The 22272-nt window shown below is 59.5% G+C and carries 19 protein-coding genes; 8 read left to right on the forward strand and 11 right to left on the reverse strand.

What is annotated here, in order from left to right; all coding sequences use genetic code 11:
- Positions 1 to 29: 29 nt before the first annotated feature.
- The gene (locus BLU28_RS16180) at positions 30 to 608 is read right to left on the reverse strand and encodes a single-stranded DNA-binding protein (RefSeq protein WP_048902810.1); all 579 of its coding nucleotides are present in this window, start codon (positions 606 to 608) and stop codon (positions 30 to 32) included.
- Between the two features lie 264 nt (positions 609 to 872).
- Between BLU28_RS16180 and uvrA the strand changes: the two genes are divergently transcribed.
- Positions 873 to 3794: an excinuclease ABC subunit UvrA gene (gene uvrA / locus BLU28_RS16185; protein ID WP_077987108.1), complete on the forward strand. Its 2922-nt coding sequence runs from the start codon at positions 873 to 875 to the stop codon at positions 3792 to 3794.
- Positions 3795 to 3850: 56 nt separating this feature from the next.
- On the forward strand, positions 3851 to 4651 hold the full coding sequence (locus BLU28_RS16190) for a DUF72 domain-containing protein (RefSeq protein ID WP_077987107.1): 801 nt from the start codon (positions 3851 to 3853) through the stop codon (positions 4649 to 4651).
- A 6-nt stretch (positions 4652 to 4657) separates the two neighbouring features.
- Here the strand turns inward: BLU28_RS16190 and dusA are convergent, their stop codons facing one another.
- Complete coding sequence (dusA, locus tag BLU28_RS16195) at positions 4658 to 5668, reverse strand: tRNA dihydrouridine(20/20a) synthase DusA (protein WP_077987106.1); 1011 nt, start codon at positions 5666 to 5668, stop codon at positions 4658 to 4660.
- A gap of 137 nt (positions 5669 to 5805) precedes the next feature.
- Between dusA and BLU28_RS16200 the strand changes: the two genes are divergently transcribed.
- Both BLU28_RS16200 and BLU28_RS16205 read left to right on the forward strand, forming a co-directional pair.
- Positions 5806 to 6495 carry a fumarylacetoacetate hydrolase family protein gene (locus BLU28_RS16200; protein WP_037089190.1) on the forward strand — a complete coding sequence of 230 codons (690 nt, stop codon included), beginning with the start codon at positions 5806 to 5808 and terminating at the stop codon, positions 6493 to 6495.
- Between the two features lie 27 nt (positions 6496 to 6522).
- Positions 6523 to 7056 carry a gamma carbonic anhydrase family protein gene (locus tag BLU28_RS16205; protein ID WP_037089188.1) on the forward strand — a complete coding sequence of 178 codons (534 nt, stop codon included), beginning with the start codon at positions 6523 to 6525 and terminating at the stop codon, positions 7054 to 7056.
- A gap of 39 nt (positions 7057 to 7095) precedes the next feature.
- On the opposite strand, the gene zur is transcribed toward BLU28_RS16205, so the two are convergent.
- From zur to znuC, 3 genes are read right to left on the reverse strand one after another with little or no spacing between them, the layout of a single operon-like run.
- Positions 7096 to 7509: a zinc uptake transcriptional repressor Zur gene (gene zur, locus BLU28_RS16210; protein ID WP_004441705.1), complete on the reverse strand. Its 414-nt coding sequence runs from the start codon at positions 7507 to 7509 to the stop codon at positions 7096 to 7098.
- The gene (gene znuB, locus BLU28_RS16215; protein WP_004441703.1) at positions 7506 to 8324 is read right to left on the reverse strand and encodes a zinc ABC transporter permease subunit ZnuB; all 819 of its coding nucleotides are present in this window, start codon (positions 8322 to 8324) and stop codon (positions 7506 to 7508) included. Before znuB ends, zur begins: the two co-directional genes overlap by 4 nt.
- Positions 8317 to 9243 (reverse strand): zinc ABC transporter ATP-binding protein ZnuC, encoded by a 927-nt coding sequence (gene znuC / locus BLU28_RS16220; RefSeq protein WP_077987105.1) that lies wholly within the window; start codon positions 9241 to 9243, stop codon positions 8317 to 8319. The genes znuB and znuC overlap by 8 nt, the downstream gene beginning before the upstream one ends.
- A 104-nt stretch (positions 9244 to 9347) precedes the next feature.
- Here znuC and znuA point away from each other — a divergent pair, with 104 nt between their 5' ends.
- A complete protein-coding gene (znuA, locus tag BLU28_RS16225) occupies positions 9348 to 10367 on the forward strand; it encodes a zinc ABC transporter substrate-binding protein ZnuA (RefSeq protein ID WP_077987104.1) in 1020 nt (339 codons plus the stop codon).
- Between the two features lie 61 nt (positions 10368 to 10428).
- Here the strand turns inward: znuA and BLU28_RS16230 are convergent, their stop codons facing one another.
- A complete protein-coding gene (locus tag BLU28_RS16230; protein ID WP_034495714.1) occupies positions 10429 to 11481 on the reverse strand; it encodes a LacI family transcriptional regulator in 1053 nt (350 codons plus the stop codon).
- Positions 11482 to 11967: 486 nt separating this feature from the next.
- Between BLU28_RS16230 and BLU28_RS16235 the strand changes: the two genes are divergently transcribed.
- The 3 genes from BLU28_RS16235 (at position 11968) to BLU28_RS16245 (ending at position 16090) form a co-directional block, all read left to right on the forward strand.
- Positions 11968 to 14433: a beta-mannosidase gene (locus tag BLU28_RS16235; protein WP_168247123.1), complete on the forward strand. Its 2466-nt coding sequence runs from the start codon at positions 11968 to 11970 to the stop codon at positions 14431 to 14433.
- Positions 14434 to 14555: 122 nt separating this feature from the next.
- The gene (gene mgrA, locus BLU28_RS16240) at positions 14556 to 15587 is read left to right on the forward strand and encodes an L-glyceraldehyde 3-phosphate reductase (protein ID WP_077987103.1); all 1032 of its coding nucleotides are present in this window, start codon (positions 14556 to 14558) and stop codon (positions 15585 to 15587) included.
- 179 nt (positions 15588 to 15766) lie between these two features.
- Positions 15767 to 16090: an RcnB family protein gene (locus BLU28_RS16245; protein ID WP_004441687.1), complete on the forward strand. Its 324-nt coding sequence runs from the start codon at positions 15767 to 15769 to the stop codon at positions 16088 to 16090.
- Between the two features lie 65 nt (positions 16091 to 16155).
- Here BLU28_RS16245 and gndA read toward each other — a convergent pair whose 3' ends face one another.
- The 5 genes from gndA to ccoG all read right to left on the reverse strand — a co-directional run bounded on the left by gndA (position 16156) and on the right by ccoG (position 22252).
- The gene (gndA, locus tag BLU28_RS16250; protein ID WP_006697538.1) at positions 16156 to 17586 is read right to left on the reverse strand and encodes an NADP-dependent phosphogluconate dehydrogenase; all 1431 of its coding nucleotides are present in this window, start codon (positions 17584 to 17586) and stop codon (positions 16156 to 16158) included.
- Between the two features lie 127 nt (positions 17587 to 17713).
- The gene (gene ccoS / locus BLU28_RS16255) at positions 17714 to 17887 is read right to left on the reverse strand and encodes a cbb3-type cytochrome oxidase assembly protein CcoS (RefSeq protein ID WP_037089176.1); all 174 of its coding nucleotides are present in this window, start codon (positions 17885 to 17887) and stop codon (positions 17714 to 17716) included.
- On the reverse strand, positions 17884 to 20175 hold the full coding sequence (locus BLU28_RS16260; protein ID WP_077987102.1) for a cation-translocating P-type ATPase: 2292 nt from the start codon (positions 20173 to 20175) through the stop codon (positions 17884 to 17886). The genes ccoS and BLU28_RS16260 overlap by 4 nt, the downstream gene beginning before the upstream one ends.
- The gene (locus BLU28_RS16265; RefSeq protein ID WP_004441680.1) at positions 20172 to 20672 is read right to left on the reverse strand and encodes a FixH family protein; all 501 of its coding nucleotides are present in this window, start codon (positions 20670 to 20672) and stop codon (positions 20172 to 20174) included. Before BLU28_RS16265 ends, BLU28_RS16260 begins: the two co-directional genes overlap by 4 nt.
- On the reverse strand, positions 20669 to 22252 hold the full coding sequence (gene ccoG, locus BLU28_RS16270; protein ID WP_077987101.1) for a cytochrome c oxidase accessory protein CcoG: 1584 nt from the start codon (positions 22250 to 22252) through the stop codon (positions 20669 to 20671). The genes BLU28_RS16265 and ccoG overlap by 4 nt, the downstream gene beginning before the upstream one ends.
- Positions 22253 to 22272: the final 20 nt, after the last annotated feature.

A 22272-nucleotide genomic window follows, 5' to 3' on the forward strand; every position in this document is an offset into this window, starting at 1 on the left:
TGTCACACGTTTCTTCGTCCCCGGTCCGATCAGAACGGGATATCGTCATCCATGTCGTTGGAGAATCCGCCCGAAGGCTGGTTGCCACCACGGGAAGAACCGCCGCGCGAGGAGGACTGCTGGTCGTAACCGCCGCCATAGCTGGAGCCGCCGCCGCTGCCATAATCATTACCGCCGCCGAAGTCGCCGCCGCCGCTGCGGCCGCCGCCCTCACCGCGACCATCGAGCATGGTCAGCGTGGAGTTGAAGCCCTGCAGCACGATTTCGGTGGAGTAACGGTCGTTACCGGTCTGGTCCTGCCATTTGCGGGTCTGCAACTGGCCTTCGATATAGAGCTTGGCGCCCTTCTTCACATATTGCTCGACGACCTTGCACAGGCCTTCGTTAAAGACGACGACCGTGTGCCACTCGGTCTTTTCCTTGCGCTCGCCGCTGTTGCGGTCCCGCCAGGTCTCCGAGGTGGCGATGCGCAGGTTGGCAATGGGTCGGCCATCCTGCGTCCGGCGGATTTCGGGATCAGCGCCCACGTTTCCGATCAGAATTACCTTGTTTACGCTACCAGCCATCTCGTCATCCTGTCCGCCGGCCATCATGACCGGCAATTGCATTTCAAAAAATTCGGCACACAATAGCTGCCGCGGCCCGCAAAGGGCACCGCAAGGATGGAACTATCCACAAAGAATAATCTTAAGCTGTGGGGGCAGACATTCGCGCTTGCAATTCGTTCCTTTTTTGTTCTATTGAATTGCAGATTTCGAGTCAAGCATCGTGAAAAGCTGCGACCGATAGGGAATAGACCTCGACACGTCCGGCTGCGTCACTACATAAGGACGCGCCGCCATCCAGCCTGTTATTTTTGTCCGAGCCTTGTCATGAGTGAACTGAAGACGATTTCCATCCGTGGTGCCCGTGAACACAATCTCAAGGGTATCGATCTCGATCTGCCACGTAATAAGCTGATCGTCATGACCGGGCTTTCCGGTTCAGGCAAGTCGTCGCTCGCCTTCGATACGATCTACGCCGAAGGCCAACGCCGTTATGTCGAAAGCCTCTCGGCCTATGCGCGCCAGTTCCTGGAAATGATGCAGAAGCCGGATGTCGACCAGATCGAGGGCCTGTCGCCGGCAATCTCCATCGAACAGAAGACCACCTCGCGCAACCCGCGCTCCACGGTCGGCACGGTCACCGAGATCTACGACTATATGCGCCTGCTCTTCGCGCGTGTCGGTGTCCCCTATTCGCCGGCCACGGGCCTGCCGATTGAAAGCCAGACGGTCAGCCAGATGGTCGACCGCATCCTCGCTTTCGAGGAAGGCACGCGTCTTTACATCCTCGCGCCGATCGTGCGCGGCCGCAAAGGCGAGTACAAGAAAGAACTTGCCGAGCTGATGAAGAAGGGCTTCCAGCGCGTCAAGGTGGACGGCCAGTTCTACGAGATCGCCGACGTTCCTGCTCTCGACAAGAAGTACAAACACGACATTGACGTGGTGGTTGACCGCGCCGTCGTGCGCCCGGATATGGCCGCGCGTCTTGCCGACAGCCTTGAGACCTGCCTCAAGCTCGCGGACGGCCTGGCGATCGCGGAATTCGCCGACAAACCGCTGCCCGCAGAAGAAACGGCGGCCGGTGGTTCCGCCAACAAGTCTCTCAACGAGACCCATGAGCGGGTGCTGTTTTCGGAAAAATTCGCCTGCCCCGTTTCCGGTTTCACCATTCCGGAAATCGAACCGCGTCTGTTCTCCTTCAACAACCCCTTCGGCGCCTGCCCCAGCTGCGATGGCCTTGGCTCGCAGCAGAAGGTGGATGAGAACCTGATCGTACCGGAGCCAGCCCGCACCCTGCGGGACGGGGCCATTGCTCCCTGGGCAAAATCATCGTCGCCCTATTACAACCAGACGCTTGAGGCACTGGGCAAGGCCTTCGGATTCAAGCTCTCGAGCAAGTGGTCCGATCTTTCGAAGGAGGCGCAGCACGCCATTCTTCAGGGCACTGACGACAAGATCGAGTTCAATTACCAGGACGGCGCCCGCTCCTACAAGACAGTCAAGAACTTCGAAGGCATCGTGCCCAATCTGGAGCGGCGCTGGAAAGAGACAGACAGCGCCTGGGCGCGCGAGGAAATCGAGCGCTACATGTCGGCAGCCCCCTGCCCGGCCTGCGCCGGTTACCGCCTGAAGCCGGAGGCGCTGGCGGTCAAGATCAACAAGCTGCATATCGGTGAAGTCACCGAAATGTCGATCCGGACGGCGCGCGACTGGTTCGAGGTGCTGCCGGAAAGCCTGAACGCGAAGCAGAATGAAATTGCCGTCCGTATTCTCAAGGAAATCCGCGAACGCCTGCGATTCCTCAACGATGTAGGGCTGGATTATCTCAGCCTGTCGCGCAATTCGGGCACGCTGTCGGGCGGGGAGAGCCAGCGTATCCGTCTGGCCTCGCAGATCGGCTCTGGCCTCACCGGCGTTCTCTACGTTCTCGATGAGCCCTCAATCGGCCTGCACCAGCGCGACAATGCGCGCCTGCTGGATACGCTCAAACATCTGCGCGATATCGGCAACACCGTCATCGTGGTCGAACATGATGAGGACGCCATTCTGACGGCGGATTATGTTGTCGATATCGGCCCGGCGGCCGGTATTCACGGCGGCCAGGTGATTGCCGAAGGATCCCCGCAGGAAGTGATGGCCAATCCGAAATCGCTGACCGGCAAATATCTCTCCGGTGAACTCGGCGTTGCAGTGCCGGCTGAGCGCCGCAAACCGAAGAAGGGCCGCGAGATCAAGGTTTTCGGCGCACGCGGCAACAACCTGAAGAATGTCACGGCCGCTGTGCCGCTCGGTGTTTTCACGGCCGTAACCGGGGTTTCGGGTGGCGGCAAATCCACCTTCCTGATCGAGACGCTCTATAAATCGGCGGCGCGCAGGGTCATGGGCGCGCGTGAAATCCCGGCCGAACACGACCGCATCGATGGTTTCGAATTCATCGACAAGGTGATCGATATCGACCAGTCGCCGATCGGACGCACGCCGCGCTCCAACCCGGCCACCTATACCGGCGCCTTTACGCCGATCCGTGACTGGTTCGCCGGCCTGCCGGAAGCCAAGGCTCGTGGTTACGCGCCCGGCCGTTTCTCCTTCAACGTCAAGGGTGGCCGCTGCGAGGCCTGTCAGGGCGACGGGGTGATCAAGATCGAGATGCACTTCCTGCCTGACGTCTACGTCACCTGCGACGTCTGCCACGGCAAGCGTTATAACCGCGAGACGCTGGACGTCACCTTCAAGGGCAAATCCATCGCCGACGTGCTGGATATGACGGTTGAGGAGGGCGTCGAATTTTTCGCCGCCGTTCCCGCCGTGCGCGACAAGCTGCAATCGCTCTTCGATGTCGGCCTCGGTTACATCAAGGTCGGACAGCAGGCCAATACGCTTTCAGGCGGCGAGGCGCAGCGCGTCAAGCTCGCCAAGGAACTGTCGAAGCGCTCGACGGGCCGCACGCTCTATATTCTCGACGAGCCGACGACGGGCCTGCATTTCCACGACGTCAACAAGCTGCTCGAAATGCTGCATGCGCTGGTGGAACAGGGCAATTCCGTGGTGGTGATCGAGCATAATCTCGAAGTCATCAAGACGGCGGACTGGATCATCGATATCGGGCCTGAAGGCGGCACGGGCGGCGGCGAAGTGGTGGCCACGGGCACGCCGGAAGACATCGTCAAGGTGGAGCGTTCCTATACCGGCCACTTCCTGAAGGAGCTTCTGGAGCGCCGGCCGGCCGGAAAACGGGAGGCTGCGGAGTAAGCCGCAGCTTTCGTCGCAAAGGTTCGAAAGGCCGAAGGCCGGAGGAGGAACTAGATATGTCGACATCAGGCACGATCCGCACCGGTATCGGCGGCTGGACCTTCGAGCCCTGGGAAGGCACTTTTTATCCCGAAAAACTGCCGAAAAAACGCCAGCTGGAACACGCCAGCCGGCAGCTCACGGCAATCGAGGTGAACGGCACCTATTACAGCAGCCAGAAACCGGAGACCTTTGCGAAATGGGCATCCGAAGTGCCCGAGGATTTCGTGTTTTCGCTAAAGGCAAGCCGCTTTGTCACCAACCGCAGGGTTCTGGCCGAGGCAGGTGAGTCGATGACGAAGTTCCTGACGCAGGGGTTGACGGAACTCGGGTCCCATCTCGGTCCCATCCTCTGGCAGTTTGCGCCCACGAAAAAATTCGACGCGGAGGATTTCGGTACATTTCTGGCGCTGCTGCCCGAAAAGCAGGACGGGCTCACTCTTCGCCATGTCGTGGAGGTGCGCAACCCGACATTTCAGGTTCCGGAATTCATCGAACTTCTTGCCAGGCACAAGGTCGCAGTCGTCTGCGCTGACCATCACGATTATCCGATGCTGCCTGACGTAACGGCCGATTTCGTTTATTGCCGCCTGCAGAAGGGCGAGGACGACATCGAGACCTGCTATCCGAAAAAAGAGATCACGCACTGGGCTGAGCGGGTAAAGACCTATGCCAGTGGCGGTGTGCCGGACGATCTGCCGCTGATCGCGCCGGATCGGAAGGTTGAGAAGACCCCACGCGACGTTTTCGCTTTCTTCATTACCGGCGGCAAGGTCAACGCGCCTAATGGTGCGCAGGAACTGCAAAAGGCGGTCTGAGCGCTTTCAGCCCGCCATGTCTTTCGTGGTGCTGACATCGATGCTGGCGAAAGCGGCCTCGATGACCTCCGGCCCTGCCCCGGGCCTCGTGGCATCGCTGGAGAGGATTTGCCGGAAACGGCGCGCGCCGGGCATGCCCTGAAACAGTCCGACCATATGGCGGGTGACGTGGTTGAGACGTCCGCCCGCGGCGATATAATCGGCGGCATAGGCCATCATCGCGTCACGCAGCGCCATCCAGTCCGGGTGGCGGGCCTCCTCGCCATAGATGCGATGGTCGACGTCGGCAAGGATGGAGGTGTTGTGATAGGCGGCCCGGCCGAGCATCACGCCATCCATATGCTGGAGATGTCCGCTCGCCTGATCGAGATCGGCGATGCCGCCGTTGATGCCGATAAAGACGTCAGGATTTTCCCGCTTCATGCGATAGACGAGGTCATAATCGAGCGGCGGCACTTCGCGGTTTTCCTTTGGCGAAAGCCCCTGCAGCCAGGCTTTGCGCGCGTGAACCCAGACCGCGTCCGCGCCCGCCGCAACAACCCTCTTCAGAAAATCAGGCAGAACCGCTTCCGGCTCCTGCTCATCCACCCCGATCCGGCATTTCACGGTAACCGGCACACTAGCGGCAGCCTTCATTGCGGCCACACATTGCGCCACCACATCAGGCTCGCGCATCAGGCAAGCGCCGAAGGTGCCGGATTGCACCCGATCCGAGGGACAGCCAACATTCAGATTGATTTCATCATAACCGTAGTCCCCGGCGATCCGCACCGCTTCGGCAAGCTTGGCCGGATCAGACCCGCCGAGCTGCAACGCGACGGGGTGTTCTTGAGGGTGATAACCGAGCAGCCTGTCACGCTGGCCATGGATGATGGCGTCGGCAACGATCATTTCGGTGTAAAGCAGCGCACGCTTCGACAATTGCCGGTGCAGAAACCTGCACCTCGTATCGGTCCAGTCGATCATGGGGGCCACGGCGAAGATTTTTTCGCCGCTTGCAAGCGCTTGTCTGTACATGGATTAACCTCTTTGCGCCGGCTTCTACAGCAAAGGACTGTAAAAAGCCAGTTTTGCAGGCGAGGCAATTTTGAACTGGAAATCGCGCCGGAATCGCGGGACAAGAATTGCACCCTAAAAGACGACAGGAAATCCACATGGCCGCTACCGTCATCCCCGCCTCGAAGCCCGTTCTCCTGCCCGTCGAAGGCACGAGCGATCTGTTCCCTGTACGGCGGGTCTATTGTGTCGGCCGCAATTATGCCGATCACGCCATTGAGATGGGCCACGACCCCTCGCGCGAGCCGCCCTTCTATTTTCAGAAGAACCCGGACAACCTGCTGCCCGCAGGACAGGATTTTCCCTATCCGTCGCTCTCATCGAATGTGCATTACGAAGTTGAGTGCGTCGTGGTGCTGAAAAGCGGCGGAGCGGATATTCCGACGTCGGAAGCGCTGAACCATGTCTGGGGTTACGCCGTCGGTATCGACATGACACGCCGCGACCTGCAGGACGGGCTGAAGAAGATGGGACGTTCCTGGGAGGGCGCGAAGGCCTTCGAATATTCCGCGCCGGTGTCCCACATCGTCCCAGCGGACAGGATCGGGCATCCCGCAACCGGCGCGATCTGGCTCGACGTCAATGGCGAACGCAAGCAGACGGGCGATCTCGCCCAGATGATCTGGAAGGTGCCGGAAGTGATTGCAGAGCTTTCCAAGCTGTTCACCCTTGCCGCTGGCGACATCATCATGACCGGCACGCCGGCTGGCGTTGGTCCAATCGTTCGCGGTGACCGCATAGAATGCGGCGTCGAGGGTGTCGGCACACTGTCGGTGACGGTCGTCTGACGCACGAACATAAGGGAGGACATCGACATGCCGCTTTACCGCCTTGCCGACCGTGTGCCGCAAACGCCTGCAGCGGATCGCTACTGGATCGCTCCCGACGCCAATGTCATTGGCTCAGTCACGCTCGGCGAAGACGTCGGCATTTGGTTCGGTGCAACGCTGCGTGGAGACAATGAGCCGATCATCGTCGGGCGCGGCACCAATATTCAGGAAGGCGTGATGGTTCACAGCGATCCCGGCTTTGCCGCAACGATCGGCGAAATGTGCACCATTGGCCACCACGCTATCGTGCATGGCTGTACCATCGGCGATAATTCGTTGATCGGCATGGGCGCGACGATCCTGAACGGCGCAAAGATCGGCCGAAACTGCCTCGTCGGCGCCAATGCCCTGGTGACGGAGGGGAAGGAATTTCCGGATAATTCCCTGGTCGTCGGCTCGCCCGCGCGCGCTATCCGCACGCTTGATGACGACGCCGTGGCGGGGATTCGCCGCTCAGCGGAAAAATACGTCGAAAACTGGAAGCGTTTCTCGAAGGATCTGGCGATCATCGAAAGGTGATCGGGAGCGGGCAACAATACCCATTCCATCTATCGTCCGTCAGGCCGAGCACGCGGCGCAAAGACCGCGGATTTCGATGGTGGTCTTTTCCGCTTTGAACTTGCTGTCCTTCACCCAGCGCTCCAGCCGGTGATCGATCTCGTGATCGTGGAATTCCGTGACCTGCCCGCAGGACTCGCAGATGGCGAAGGCGACGGTGCCATGGTGACTGGAGCAGCACTCCGCCTGGGTATGGGTGCAGGCGACGAAGGCGTTAAGGCTCTCCAGCCGGTGCACAAGGCCATATTCCACCAGTTTTTCCAGCGCCCGATAGACCTGCAGCGGCGCGCGGAAACCATCATCGCGCAACTTGTCGAGGATCATATAGGCGCTGAGCGGCTGATGCGCGTTTGAAAGGGCGTTCATGACCAGCGACTGGTTCTTGGTGAGGTTCTGCTGGGTCTGCGCATTCATGACTTGCCTCCTTCATCCGCGGAGCGGGACAAACCCGGCGCCGGCAACAGGCTTATAACGAAGAGGATCACCGCGGCAACCACGATGGATGGACCGGACGGTGTATCATAGGTGAGCGATCCGAAGAGGCCGCCAACAACGGCAACCGCACCGATCAGCGAAGCCACCACCGCCATTACCTCCGGTGTAGCGGAGAAACGTCTGGCGGTCGCAGCCGGTATGATGAGCAGCGATGTGATGAGCATGATACCGACCACCTTCATCGCGATGGCGATCACCAGCGCCATCAGCAACGTGAAGATCAATTTCGCCCGTTCCGGTTTCAGCCCCTCGGCTTCGGCCAGCTCCGTATTGACGGTGGAGGCAAGCAGCGATCGCCACAGGAACACCATGGAGACGATGACAACCAGTCCGCCGCCCCAGATCAGTGCAATATCGCTGCGGGTGACGGCGAGAATGTCGCCGAACAGGAACGAGACGAGATCGATGCGGACCCAGCTCATGAAGGCAACGATGACAAGGCCGATCGCCAATGCGGAGTGGGACAGGATGCCCAGCAGCGCATCGGCGGACAGCGCCTGCCGCCGTTGCAGGAAAATCAAAAGGAGCGACACGGCCGACGCGACCAGAAACACGCTGACAATGAGGTTCAGCTGCAGCAGCAGAGACAGGGCAACACCCAGAAGCGCCGAATGGGCCATGGTATCGCCAAAATAGGCCATGCGCCGCCAGACGACAAAGCAGCCAAGCGGACCGGCTGTCAATGCAACCCCAATGCCGGCGACCATGGCGCGGACGAAGAAATCGTCAAACATGGCGTTCTCCCTGCCGCTGGTTAAGGTGGGCGTCGTCGTCACGTTCATGGCCGCAGCCGCATTCTCCATGATCATCGTGGCGGTGCCCGTGGTCATGATGAAGATCATGCCCGTGATGGTGACCATCCTCGGGGTGGCAATGGTCCGTGACCGTGCCATCCGCATGTTGCACCCGGCCATCCGGCAAATGGGTGTGATCATGATGGTGACTGTAGACGGCCAGCCCCTTCGCCGCCGCGCCGCCAAACAAGCGCATATATTCCGGACTCTGGCTCACCGCCTGCGGTGTGCCGCGGCAGCAGACATGGCCGTTGAGGCATATCACCGTATCGGTTTCCGCCATCACTACATGCAGATCATGCGAGATTAACAGAATTCCGCAATTATTTGAATTTCTGATATTTTTTATCAGATCATAAAGCGCGATCTCGCCGGAGAAGTCCACCCCCTGCACGGGTTCGTCAAGAACCAGAAGGTCTGGCTTGCGGGCAATGGCGCGGGCAAGAAGCGCGCGTTGGAACTCGCCACCGGACAGATGCTGCACCTCGGCATTGGCAAGATGCGCGATACCGGTCGCATTCAGCGCGGCGTCTATTTCGCGGGCGGCGAGCGGTCCTGTCAGTGTCATCAGTCGGCGCACCGAAAGCGGCATTGTCCAGTCGACAGAGAGCTTCTGCGGCACATAACCCACTTTCAGACCAGCCTTGCGGGTAACCACCCCCTCGGTTGGTTTGACGACACCAATCGCCATTTTCGCGCTCGTGGACTTGCCTGATCCGTTCGGCCCAATCAGTGTGACGATCTCGCCCTTGCTGACGGAAAACTCCACGCCGCGCACCAGCCAGCGGCCGTTGCGCTGGACGCCGGCATTGGCAAGGGAGACCAGTATGTCGTTACCCGGATGGGCGGAATGAAGCATGGGATTGTCCGTTTGGCGATGTTGCTTACCGCTATCGCATACGTTATAGAGTTACGCAATAAATGTAATAACATAACTAACATTCTTCAAGTGGAGTGCATTTCATGAAATCGATCCTGATCCCGCTCGCGGCGTCCATGGCAATCGCGGTCGCCGCTTCGGGCGCCACCGCTGCACCCGAGGTCGTCGTGTCGATCAAGCCCGTCCACTCCCTCGTTGCGGCCATCATGCAAGGTGTCGGGGAACCACAGCTCATCGTCGACGGCGCGGCCTCGCCGCATACCTATAATCTCCGTCCGTCGAATGCACGCAAGCTCGAAACGGCGGATGTGGTTTTCTGGGTGGGTCCCGGACTGGAAGCATTTCTGGAGAAGCCGCTGGAAGCGCTGGCCGCCAAGGCGACTGTTGTGGAACTGGAAGATGCCAAGGGGCTGGAAAAGCTGCCCTTCCGTGAAGGGGGGCCCTTTGAAGCGCATGATCATGGCGAAGAAGGCCATGAGGCGAATGACGGTCATGCCGAAAAGCCGGACGCGCACGAGCATGGTCACGAGCATGACGGAGGCGGTCACGCCGGTCACGACGGTGAGAGCCACGATGACCATGAGCATGGCACCTATGACACACATCTCTGGCTTGACCCCGCCAATGCCAAGGCCATGGCCCAGGCAATCGAAACCGCGCTGATCGCGGCCGATCCCGGCAATGCCGCGATCTATCAGTCCAACACAAAGAAGCTGATCGATGATCTCGATACACTTGACGCCGAACTGGCCAAAACGGTTCAGCCGGTGAAGGACAAGCCGTTTATTGTCTTCCACGACGCCTACCAATATTTCGAACATCGCTATGGCGTGAAGACGGCGGGGTCGATCACCGTCAGCCCCGAAACCCTGCCGGGCGCGGATCGCGTCAAACAGATGCAAGAAAAGGTTCGCCAGCTCGGCGCGACCTGCGTTTTTGCCGAACCGCAATTCGAGCCTAAGCTGGTCTCGGTCATCACCGAAGGCGCGGCAGCGAAATCGGCTACGCTTGATCCGGAAGCGGCAACGCTGGAGCCAGGCCCGGAGCTTTACTTCAAGCTGATGCGCGGTATCGCCGGGTCGCTGAAGAACTGTTTGTCCTGATGGGCACCTCATCAAGCCCGGCATGGCCAATGCGCCATGCCGGCTCGGTCTTGCGTGTGCCTTAAGGCTTCGGCGCCATGGAGGACCAGACCGGGCGGCTGATACTCTGCAGAGTTTCCGCGGGCGCGCCGTTGATGCGGGCCAAAAGGGCTTTCGCAAGCTCCCTGCCCGCCAGTTTGATATCTTCATTGACGGTATGGATCTGCGGCTTGATCCAGTTCAGGAATTCGGCGGACTGTTTCGAGACGATGTCGATGTCCTTTCCGATTTTCACGCCCGCGGCCTCGAACCCGGCCACCAGCGCTATGGTGCTGCTGCCACTGATCGAAACGATGCCATCGGGACGATCATCGGACTGCATGAGCCTCTGACCGAAATCGCGGATTTTTTCCAGCGGCGTTTCAATTGTAACGGTGTCCAACGGAAATTCGGTAAGGCCGAAATCCCTGATTGCCCGATTAAACCCCTTGCGAGCGTGGTCGTGAAACGAAAAACGTGACGGCGGCACGATGACGGCGATCTTCCTGCGTCCGCATTGAGCCAATCGCTCGACCGCTTCGTAGGCATAGGCTTCATTGTCAAAATCATGAAAGGCATGGTCGATGCCCATGTCCGAACGTCCATGGGTGACGAAGGGCATCTTGCGCTCCGTCATGAAACGGACTCGCGGATCGTTGGGTTCGATCTTAGAAATGATGACGCCATCCGCCGACCCCGTTTCGAGAATGTAGCGGATCGGCACCATGGAATCCTTGGCGTGGATATGGGGCGTTACGACCAGATGATATTGGGTCGAGGACAGAACCTCGGTGATGCCGAACACCATCTGGCTGGTAAAACCCATCAGCTCTTCATCGACGCTGAGAACGAGGGCAATCACATTGGTCTTGCCGGTGCGAAGGCGCACGCCGGCGCGGTTTGGCTGATAGCCGATCTGGCGGGCAATCAGCCGCACGCGCTCCTTGGTCTCCGCGCCGATATCAGGCGCATCCTTGAGAGCGCGCGAAACGGTGGTGATGCCGAGGCCCGTCATGTAAGCGATGGTCTTCAGGGTCGGGCGCTCGCCCGTCGTCACGGGCGCTTCGCTCCCGCCGGATTTACCAGTATCGTTCATGTCATTTCGCCATGCTTGACCGAACGGTGATCATAGATAGCTTTTACGTCGTTGCAAAGGCAAAGGTCCTCAACCGGGGTCCGCTTTCCGCGCGGGGGCCCTAGTTCGGGCTATAACGATGTAGCTCGAAAAAATGTCCGGTTCTTACTGCGCTTTTCTCTGGCCCGCCCGTGATGGCGGCGTAGCCAATATATGATTTGATCAAAAACATTGAAAAATCATAATAACTTATTGATATAAAATATAAATATAAAATATTGTCTAGACCGATCCATCCGGCCGCGATTGATGAGCCGTTCCGGAGATTTTTCCTGAAATATGTTGTACCTGAAAGACATGACGGAATGGAGGTTTTACGGTAACGTTGCCGAAGGGAGGGTGTCATGAGACCGAGCAAGCGGGCTTTAGCCACTTGCGGCGTCCATCCTCCCCAGATTCTGACACAAGCCTGCATCACAATGCCGGCTTCCTTATTTGAATTCATAAATGCAGGGTCCCGTCATGATTTCTTCCTCCACGCCCGAAACCGTCATCGATCTGGCAGGGCTCTGGCGCCTGACATCAGTGGACAGAGATCATACGACCGAGCTTACCGTCCCTGGGGATATCCATACGGCACTCAAAGATGCGGGCATCATTCCAGATCCCTACCACGGAGCCAATGAAAAGGCCGTGCAATGGGTGGCCCGACAGGACTGGGTTCTTGAGCGAACGTTCATCCTCGATGAGGCGGACGCAAGCTGGTATCTCGACATCGACTATCTCGACACCGTCGCGATTGTCTTCGTGAACGACGTTCCGGTGCTCAGCGCGGACAATTGCTTCCGTCGCTACCGCCCTGATGTTTCCCGTGCAGTGCGCCCCGGTGAAAACACCATTCGCATCCATTTTCACTCCAATATAACCGCCGGGGCGGAGCGGCAGGCGCGCCAGCCGTTTTATATACCCTATCACCCGGGGAATTCGCCTATCGCCAATGGCAATATGCTGCGCAAGCCGCAATGCCATTTCGGCTGGGACTGGAACATCGCGATTGCGCCACTCGGGCTTTACGGCAAAATCCTGCTGAAACGGCTCGATACGGCCCGGATCGAGCATGTCGTTACCTCACAGCGCCATATCGACGGCGGCGTCGAGCTGCATGTGGCCGTCACCCTCTTTGCCGAGGGACCGGCAAGCCTGCCGGTTTATCTGTCTCTCAACGATGAAAGGCTGAGGCTCGATTGCGGCGTCGGCGCAGGCGAAACCGTGGTGCGTCACGTCTTCTTCGTGGAAAATCCGGAGCTCTGGTGGCCTGCCGGCAGTGGCGAGCAGACGCTCTACACGCTGATGGTGGAGCTGCCCGATGAGACTGTGACCCGGCAGATCGGCTTCAGGACCATCGAGCTTCTGACCGATAAGGATGAGGCTGGCAGCCGCTTCGCGTTCCGCATCAACGGCCGGGAAATCTTCTGCCGCGGTGCCAACTGGATTCCCGCAGATGCGCTCTATTCGCTCACCAGCCGGGAAAAGACCGAAGACCTCCTCTGCTCCGCGGTCGAGGCTAACATGAACATGATCCGGGTCTGGGGCGGCGGATTTTATGAGGAAGACTGGTTCTACGATCTCTGCGACCGTCTTGGCCTGCTGGTGTGGCAGGACTTCATGTTCGCCTGCAATCTTTATCCCTGCAGCGAGGATTTTCTCGATAATGTCGAACATGAGGTTGATTATCAGGCGAAACGCCTCTCCTCGCATCCTTCCATCGCGCTCTGGTGCGGCGATAACGAGCTGGTGGGTGCACTGACCTGGTTCGATGAGTCCCGCAACAATCGCGACCGATACCTTGTGGCTTATGACCGACTGAACCGCACCATTGAAAAGGCCCTGAAAAAGGCCGCGCCCGAAGCACTGTGGTGGCCATCAAGCCCCGCCTCCGGTTATCTCGATTATGGCGATGCCTGGCACGCGGATGGTTCCGGCGACATGCATTACTGGTCCGTGTGGCACGAGAACAAATCATTCGACAATTACCGTTCGGTGAAGCCGCGTTTCTGCTCGGAATTCGGTTTCCAGTCCTACACCTCCATGCCGGTCATCCGCACCTATGCGGAAGACAGGGACATGAACATCGCCTCCCCCGTCATCGAACTGCACCAGAAAAATGCCGGCGGCAACGAGCGGATCGCCGGTACGATGTTCCGCTACTTCCGCTTCCCAAAGGACTTCGAGAATTTCGTTTATCTGAGCCAGGTCCAGCAGGCATTGGCTATCCGCACGGCCGTCGATTACTGGCGCTCGCTGAAGCCGCATTGCATGGGAACGCTATACTGGCAGCTGAACGACACCTGGCCGGTCGCCTCGTGGTCAAGCCTCGATTATGGCGGCGGCTGGAAGGCGCTGCATTATGCCGCTCGCCGCTTCTTCCAGCCTGTCACGGTTTCGGCTATTCCCGCGGAGGATGGACGCCGAATAAACTTCTCCATGGTGAACGACACGGCGGAAGACGTCGAGATCGACATGAATATCGTTGCCCTGACCATGGACGGCAACCGAGTGCCGTTGAAATCCGCCAACGGCACCTGCACGACCGACAAGGCCGCTACGCTGACCGACATCGACATGAGCAGCCTGCCTGACGGCACCATCCTTGCCTGGAGCTTCATCGCCTCCAACGGCATGACCGGCGAAGGCCACCATGTGCGCGACACCTATAAAGCGCTGGAACTTCTGCCCGCCGGTCTGACATTCACCACCAGCTCGCTGAAAAACGGGCAGTTCGAAATAGATGTCACCGCAAGCGGGCTTGCGCTCTTCGTCATGCTGGAGGCAGATCAGCCCGGGCGTTATTCCGACAACCTTTTCGATCTCGCCGCCGGCGAAACGCGGCGTATCATCTTCACCCCGAAAGCGGGCGGCGGACAGCCGCACTTCCGTGTCTTCGATCTTCATGGCTGCCAGTCCCCGCATTGAAACGACGCGGAGAAAGGCATAACCATCCTGTTCGGGAAGACAGGCGTCGCGGCCTGCCCTCATCAGTTCAAATGGTTGCCGGGTTCTTCGGCAGCCGATCATCAGCAAGTGGAGGAAGACCCATGGTTTGGCAACCGGCCGAAAACCGTTACACGTCCATGAAATATAATCATTGCGGAAAGACCGGACTGAAACTGCCGGCGATCTCGCTGGGACTCTGGCATAATTTCGGCAACGATACGCCGCATCAGACGAAACAGGCCATCTGCCGCCGTGCCTTCGATCTCGGCATTACCCATTTCGACCTCGCCAACAATTATGGCCCGCCGCCCGGCAGCGCCGAGACCGCCTTCGGCGAAATCCTGAGGACGGATTTCCGGGGTTATCGTGACGAGATGATCATCTCCTCCAAGGCGGGTTACAACATGTGGCCAGGCCCTTACGGCGAATGGGGCAGCCGCAAATATCTTATCGCCTCCTGCGACCAGAGCCTGAAACGCATGGGGCTGGATTACGTCGACATCTTTTATTCTCACCGTTTCGATCCCAACACGCCGCTTGAGGAAACCTGTGGTGCGCTCGATCAGATCGTGCGTTCGGGCAAGGCGCTTTATGTCGGCATCTCTTCCTACAATTCGAAGCGCACCCGCGAGGCCGCCGCGATCCTGAAGCACCTCGGTACGCCCTGCATCATCCACCAGCCGAGCTATTCGATGATCAACCGCTGGATTGAAGAAGATGGTCTCGTTGATACGCTGGAGGAACTAGGCATTGGCTCCATCGTCTTCTCGCCGCTGGCGCAGGGCATGCTGACGACGAAATATCTCGGCGGCGTGCCTGATGGCAGCCGCGCATCGCAGAGCAAGTCGCTCAACCCGGCTTTCCTCAACGAACGTAATGTCGAGAATATCCGGGCGCTGAACGGCATCGCCGAGCGGCGTGGCCAGACACTGGCGCAGATGGCCATCGCCTGGGTGCTGCGCGGCGGTCGTATCACCTCGGCGCTGATCGGCGCCAGCCGCGTCGAGCAGGTTGAAGACTGTGTGAAAGCGCTGGACAAACCGGATTTCACGACCGAAGAACTCGCTGAAATCGACCGCTACGCCAAGGACGCGGATATCAACCTCTGGGCAAAATCTGCCGAACGCGTCTGACCGAGGAGAGACCGCCCGGTTATTCCGGGCGGTCCCACCGTGTCAAGAAACTTCAAAACAAAAGATTAACTTCCGCCTCTAAGCCTTAACAACCATTACATAATTGTAATTTTAAATTCAGTTTCCGTTCATTCGTTTATTCGTAAGTTCTCCTCATTGAAACACGAGAGGAAACTTCCATGAAAAAGTTCGTCACCATTCTTCTGGCTGCAACCGTTCTCGCGGCCCCGATGGCTCAGGCGCAGGGCCGTCACGATGATCGCCACCGCGGCGTCACCGTCGAGCGTCATGTCACGAAAAAGGTCATCGTCAAGAAGCACCGTTGGGATCGTGGTCAGCGCCTCTCGCCAGCAGAGCGTCGTCATTTCGTCGATCGTCGCGATTATCGCCGTTACCGCCTGGCCGAACCGCGCCGCGACCAGCGCTGGGTGCGCGTTGACAACCAGTTCCTGCTCATCAATGCCGTCAGCGGCCTGATCGTCGGCCTTGCCGCCGCTCGCTAATTCCAAGCACCGGTGAAATGAAAAAGGCCCGCTTGCGCGGGCCTTTATCTTTATCCAATGGCCGATCAGAAAATATCGGCGCCGCTGCCCCACGGGCCATGCGGCTTGTCCACGCCGTCGGTGCGTTCGAAGCCATGGGCGCCGAAGAAGTCGCGCTGCGCCTGGATAAGGTTGGCGCTGCCGCGGCCGCGACGATAGGCATCGAAATAGCCGAGTGCAGAGGCCAGCGCCGAAACCGGCAGGCCCGACAGGGCAGCGTAAGAAACGACGCGGCGTAGCGGCGCATCGGTTTCCTTGACGATAGCGGAGAAAGCCGGCGTCACGATGAGGTTGGCCACATGCGGATCCTTGGTAAAGGCCGAGGTGATTTCATCGAGGAACTCCGAGCGGATGATGCAGCCGGCGCGCCAGATGCGGGCAATCGTCGGCATCGGCAGGTTCCAGTTGAACTCCTTCGAAGCGGCCGACATGATGGCGAAGCCCTGCGCATAGGCACCGACCTTGGCGGCCAGAAGCGCGCTTTCCAGATCGGCGATGAAGGCCTTCCTGTCGGCCGGTGCGGCTGCAAGGGCCGGAAGGCCGAAGATCTTCTCGGCAGCTTCGCGCTCATCCTTCTGCGAGGAGAGAATACGGGCAGCCACGGCCGCTTCGATGGCGGTTGCGGCGACGCCCATGTTCTGCGCCTCGATGACGGACCACTTGCCCGTGCCCTTCTGGCCGGCCTTGTCGAGGATCAGATCGACCATCGGTTTGCCGGTGATCGGATCGGCGGCGCGCAGAACCTTTTCGGTGATTTCGATCAGGTAGGAATTAAGACGGCCCTTGTTCCATTCACCGAACACATCGGCGATTTCGGCAGCGCTCATCTTCAGACCGTCACGCAGGATGCCGTAGATTTCCGCGATCATCTGCATGTCGGCATATTCGATGCCATTATGGATGGTCTTGACGAAGTGGCCAGCACCATCATTGCCGAGCCATGCCACGCACGGATCGTCATTATATTTGGCGGAGATGGAGGTGAGCACTTTCTCGACGCGCTTCCAGCTGTCCTCGGTGCCGCCAACCATGATGGACGGTCCATGACGCGCGCCTTCTTCGCCACCCGAAACGCCCATGCCGATAAAGGTGAGGCCGCTGTCCTTCAGATTGTCGAAACGGCGGATCGTGTCGCGGAAATTCGCATTGCCCGCGTCGATCATGATGTCGCCGTTCGAAAGGTGCGGCTTCAGGATTTCCATCTGCTGGTCGACCGGATCGCCAGCCTTGATCATGATGATGATCGGGCGCGGAGGACGAATGGCGGCAACGAATTCCTCGATGGTTTCGCAAGGGATCAATTGTCCCTGCAACTCGCCGGCTTCAGCGTAGAATTTTCTCGTCGCTTCAGGGGTTCGGTTGAATACGGCGATCTTGTTGCCCTTTTCGGCGATGTTGAGCGCCAGGTTAGAGCCCATGACGCCGAGACCGATCAAACCGATTTCTGCCTGTTCCACGGATGTGCCTCCATCTTGCTTTTTGGTGGTCGTGTTGTGGCACTGTAATCACCAAACGGCAAGGCTGGGCGCGACTGAAACGATTAAATTTTGATGACGCAAATCAGCTTTGCATATTTGCGGCAGGTCACGGCCTATTCGAAATCGAGGATCGCGGCCGGTTATCACCATCGTCCAGTGCCCGCCAGGCGGCCCCATCCATGTCCTCATACTGGCCCGAACGCACGGACCAGAGGAAGGCAAAAAGTCCGAGTGCACCTAATAGCAGCGCAACGGGAATGAGATAGATCAGCATGTTCATGTCAGTTGCGCCCCCTCGCCCGCAAACCCGGTCTCTGGTTCATTCCGACGACCGGCGGATTCAACCGATCCGGCGAGGCGCAATGCGTTGGCGACGACGATCAGCGACGATGTCGACATGGCGATAGCCGCGATCATCGGCGTCGCATAACCAGCAATCGCGATCGGCACGGCAATGATATTATAGCCGATGGCAAGCGCGAAGTTCTGCCGGATGAGCTTTCCGGCCTGCTGCGACGTCTCGATCGCGAAAGGCACGGCATCGAGGTCCTCCTGCATGAAAACAAAATCGGCGGCCTGCCGGCCGATATCGGCCGCGGTGGCGGGCGCCATCGAAACATGTGCGGCGGCGAGCGCCGGCGCATCGTTGATACCGTCTCCCACCATCAGGACTTTGTGCCCTTCCCCGGTAAGCGAGGCGCAACGCGCCGCCTTGTCCTTCGGCGACAGGTCCGCGCTCCAGTTGGCGATCCCCAGCCGGTCGGCCATGGCGCTGACAGCTGCTGCCCGGTCACCCGAAACGATTTCCTGAGCCAAACCCCGCACCGACAGGCTGCGCAATGCCGCAGCCGCACCTGCGCGCGGATTGTCATCGAAACCGAAGCTCGCCAGAAGGCGGCCATCGAGTGACAACACCACCTCCGACCGCGCATTGCCGTTGTCGGCACCCTCATCATCCGGGCACGCGAAACGGCGGTTACCGAGCCGATAGGTTCCCACACCAGTCTTCGCCTCGACGCCCGAACCCGGGATTTCATGCACCGTCTCATACGCCGGCAAAGGGCCGCTGTAGGCGGCATGCAGAGCTTTTGAGAGGGGGTGGCGGGAATGGGCAGCAAGTCCTGCCGCAATTGCCATGGTGGCGGGCTTTACCTCGCCCGTCTCGACCAGTCGCGGCCTGCCGATGGTCAATGTGCCGGTCTTGTCGAACAGTACGGTATCGATCTCCGCCAGTCGCTCCATGGCCGACCCTTCCTTGACCATGATCCCGTGCCGGAAAAGCCTTCCCGCGGCCACCACCTGCACGACGGGAACGGCAAGGCCGAGCGCGCAGGGGCAGGTGATGATGAGAACCGCGATGGCGATCAGCATCGCCTGCTTCCAGTCGCCACCGAAGAAACCCCATCCGAGAAACGACACAAGCGCCAGAAGATGGACGACGGGCGAATAATAGCTTGCGGCCCGGTCGGCAATACGGCGGTAACGCGCTCGCCCACCTTCGGCCGCCTCCATCAGACTGATGACCTCCGACAGGAATGAATCCCTGGCCGAGGCGGTCACCCGGGCCACCAGCGAACCGGTAAGGTTCAGCGTACCCGCCTGCAGGCTGTCACCCGCCGCAACACGCCGTGGCGCGCTTTCACCATTGACGATCGACATGTCGAGATCGCTGCTGCCACTCTCGACCACCGCGTCCACCGCCACACGGTCTCCTGCCGCTATCGCAATCGACATTCCCGGCTCGATATCAGCAAGCGGGCGGTATTCGCGTGTTCCGTTCTCACCGAGGACGGTCGCGCCCCGTGGCGAAAGCCGGGCGAGCCCGGCAATCGCCGAACGAGCCTTGTCGCGCATGATATGATCGAGCGTGCGGCCGATCAGCAGGAAGAACAGCAGCGACACCGTCGCATCGAACCAGGCATGTTCACCGTGGTGGATCGTCTCCCACAGCGAAACGGCATAGGACAGCGTGATGGCCAGTGCGATCGGCACGTCCATGTTTGTGCGGCCGTGTTTCAGCGCGCTCCAGGCCGACTGATAAAAGAAACGCCCACCGTAGATCAGCGCCGGGGCGGCGATCATCGCCGAAATCCAGTGAAACATGTCGCGCGTCGCCGCATCCGCGCCGGACCAGACGGAAACGGACAACAGCATGATATTGGCCGAGGCAAAGCCGCATAGCGCAACCGCCCTGATCAGCTGCGAACGCAACGCGTCGGAAGCGTCCTGACCACTGGCGAAAAGATGCGTGCGGTATCCCGTCGCCAGAATGGTGCGGGCAAGGTCGGCGGGATCGGTCCTGACACCCTCGACCTCTTCTCTCCAGACAATCGCAATACGCTTGGACGAAAGGTTCAACCGCGCCCGCTCCACCTGCGGCAAGCGGCCGAGCGCGCTCTCCACGGTGGTGATGCAGGCGCCGCAATAAACATCCGGCACGCTGAGATCGGTCTGGCGGAGACCCTGCCCGAGATCACGGCTTGCCAGCATCAGCTCCTCTGACGACGGTGGATTGACCGGATCGGCAAGTTGCAGCGATCCTTCTGTCCCCGGTGCACAACAGCTCATTGGCGCCCCCTGACAACGGCGATCCGCGTGCCCTCGTGCACGATGATCCGGCCGTTCTTGACGGCTGTAATTTCTACGATCCACTGACCCGGCAGCATGTCATGCGGGCCGGTAAAGACCCCTTTGGCAACCGGGGTCAGCTCCATGTCGAAATTCTGGCGCTCCCCGACGGGCCGGCGAAAATGCGCGATCACCTGATCGGTATCGACCGGGCCGGTATCGGGATGAAAGACCTCGTAGCGGACCGTCCTTTCGTCCACCGCAAGTTTACCCTTGATGCCGGTCGCCGCCCTCGCCTTGGCTGCTTCCGCCTTCGCGTTGAACTGCTGGCTGGCTACATAGGTATTCGGCACGACAAGCCCGCTCCAGCTGTTGACCGCGTTCCAGGCCATCACCATGTTGACGGTGATGACGGTGCCGAAAAACAGCAGCATGACGCCCAGCATATGCCAGCCGGTAAAAGTGAAACCGGACGTGTGACGATTGTTCACGGTCATTTTGTCGCTCCCGGAACGTTGAAAACAGCGTCATAGCGGGCCGTCTCATGGCCGCCCGTATCGCTGACGATAAACTCGAAATTTTCCGCGGCCCGAGCGACGCGCCCGCCCGGCCGGGTGACGAAGACCTTCAGCGTCGTCGCTTCATCCGGCTCCACCGTCACCTCAAAGGCACGCGCGGCCGCATCGGGCATACCGTTTATCTTCATCACGGCATCAGGAAGGCCATTGATGGTCAGGCTCATTGTGCGCGGCTGCGGCACCATGTTGAGGATGCGCACGGTGTAGCCGTTGCGGATGGATCCGTTCGATTCCAGCACATATTGCGGATTGCGGTCGTGCAGAACATTGAGCGCCAGCCGCTCGCGCGTCACCAGCGCAAACAGCATGCCGATGCCGACAGCCGCCCAGATGGCAGTATAAAGCAGCGTGCGCGGACGGAAGATGATGCGCCAGTTGAAGTGGCGCACGCGCTTGCTGAACTTGCCGTCTTCCTCACGCACGTTGGCTGGGCGGATTGCGTGCTGACCGTTGCCGGTCGCGAGCGCCATGTTGGATTGATACTCGGCAAGCGTGGCATAGGCGATCAGGCCACGCGGCTTGCCGATCTTGTCCATCACCCCGTCGCAGGCATCGATGCAGAGCGCGCAGGTGATGCATTCCAGCTGCTGCCCGTCCCTGATGTCGATGCCCATGGGACAGACCGCCACGCAAGCGTTGCAATCGACGCAATCGCCGACGCTCTCCCCCGCTGCGGCGGCCTTTTTGGCGTGCCGTGAGCGTGGCTCGCCGCGCCAGTCGTTATAGGTGACGACAAGCGAATTCTCATCCAGCATCGCCGCCTGAATGCGTGGCCAAGGGCACATGTAGGTGCAGACCTGTTCCCGCATCAACCCGCCAAAGACATAGGTCGTGGCGGTGAGGATGGCGACGGTCGAATAGGCAATCATGGGCGCCTGGCCGGTGACGAATTCCCGCGCCAGCGTCGGCGCATCGGCGAAGTAGAAAATCCAGGCGCCGCCGGTCAGGGTGCCAATCACCAGCCAGATCGCGTGCTTCAACACTCGCTTGCGGAATTTGCCGACTGTAACGGGCGCGGCGTCCAGCTTCATGCGTGCATTTCGGTCACCCTCGATCGCCCGTTCGACGACGAGAAACAGGTCCACCCACACTGTCTGGGGACAGGTATAACCGCACCATGCACGTCCCACGGCGGAGGTGATGAGAAACAGCCCCAACCCCGCCATGACCAGCAATCCCGCGACGAAGAAAAATTCCTGCGGCCAGATTTCGATGAAAAAGAAATAAAAGCGTCGATTGGCGATATCGATCAATACCGCCTGATCGGGCGCATAGGGGCCACGGTCCCAACGCAGGAACGGCGTGAGATAATAAATGCCGAGCGTGACGAGCATGACAAGCCATTTGAACCGCCGGAACCGACCTTCCGCGCGCTTGGGAAAAATCTTCCTGCGTGCTTCGTAAAGCGGTTTGCGCGTTTTTGCGGAATTGACGGCCTCCGCGTCCAGCCTTTCAAAGGGCTGCTTCTGGCGTTCCTGTCCGGCGCGATAGATGTTCATGATAGGAGTCCGGTTTTTAT

Source organism: Agrobacterium pusense (assembly GCF_900102105.1).
Classification (GTDB): Bacteria; Pseudomonadota; Alphaproteobacteria; order Rhizobiales; family Rhizobiaceae; genus Agrobacterium; species Agrobacterium pusense.

Excerpts from the sequence above, each read along its gene's own strand:
- dusA (WP_077987106.1), bottom strand. The coding sequence starts at position 5,668 with ATGTACAGACAAGCGCTTGCAAGCGGCGAAAAAATCTTCGCCGTGGCC.
- BLU28_RS16180 (WP_048902810.1), bottom strand. The coding sequence starts at position 608 with ATGCAATTGCCGGTCATGATGGCCGGCGGACAGGATGACGAGATGGCT.
- ccoG (WP_077987101.1), bottom strand. The coding sequence starts at position 22,252 with ATGAACATCTATCGCGCCGGACAGGAACGCCAGAAGCAGCCCTTTGAA.
- BLU28_RS16245 (WP_004441687.1), top strand. The coding sequence starts at position 15,767 with ATGAAAAAGTTCGTCACCATTCTTCTGGCTGCAACCGTTCTCGCGGCC.
- znuC (WP_077987105.1), bottom strand. The coding sequence starts at position 9,243 with ATGCTTCATTCCGCCCATCCGGGTAACGACATACTGGTCTCCCTTGCC.
- BLU28_RS16205 (WP_037089188.1), top strand. The coding sequence starts at position 6,523 with ATGCCGCTTTACCGCCTTGCCGACCGTGTGCCGCAAACGCCTGCAGCG.
- znuA (WP_077987104.1), top strand. The coding sequence starts at position 9,348 with ATGAAATCGATCCTGATCCCGCTCGCGGCGTCCATGGCAATCGCGGTC.
- zur (WP_004441705.1), bottom strand. The coding sequence starts at position 7,509 with ATGAATGCGCAGACCCAGCAGAACCTCACCAAGAACCAGTCGCTGGTC.
- BLU28_RS16190 (WP_077987107.1), top strand. The coding sequence starts at position 3,851 with ATGTCGACATCAGGCACGATCCGCACCGGTATCGGCGGCTGGACCTTC.
- BLU28_RS16235 (WP_168247123.1), top strand. The coding sequence starts at position 11,968 with ATGCAGGGTCCCGTCATGATTTCTTCCTCCACGCCCGAAACCGTCATC.
- BLU28_RS16260 (WP_077987102.1), bottom strand. The coding sequence starts at position 20,175 with ATGAGCTGTTGTGCACCGGGGACAGAAGGATCGCTGCAACTTGCCGAT.
- uvrA (WP_077987108.1), top strand. The coding sequence starts at position 873 with ATGAGTGAACTGAAGACGATTTCCATCCGTGGTGCCCGTGAACACAAT.
- BLU28_RS16200 (WP_037089190.1), top strand. The coding sequence starts at position 5,806 with ATGGCCGCTACCGTCATCCCCGCCTCGAAGCCCGTTCTCCTGCCCGTC.
- BLU28_RS16230 (WP_034495714.1), bottom strand. The coding sequence starts at position 11,481 with ATGAACGATACTGGTAAATCCGGCGGGAGCGAAGCGCCCGTGACGACG.
- BLU28_RS16265 (WP_004441680.1), bottom strand. The coding sequence starts at position 20,672 with ATGACCGTGAACAATCGTCACACGTCCGGTTTCACTTTTACCGGCTGG.
- znuB (WP_004441703.1), bottom strand. The coding sequence starts at position 8,324 with ATGTTTGACGATTTCTTCGTCCGCGCCATGGTCGCCGGCATTGGGGTT.
- mgrA (WP_077987103.1), top strand. The coding sequence starts at position 14,556 with ATGGTTTGGCAACCGGCCGAAAACCGTTACACGTCCATGAAATATAAT.
- ccoS (WP_037089176.1), bottom strand. The coding sequence starts at position 17,887 with ATGAACATGCTGATCTATCTCATTCCCGTTGCGCTGCTATTAGGTGCA.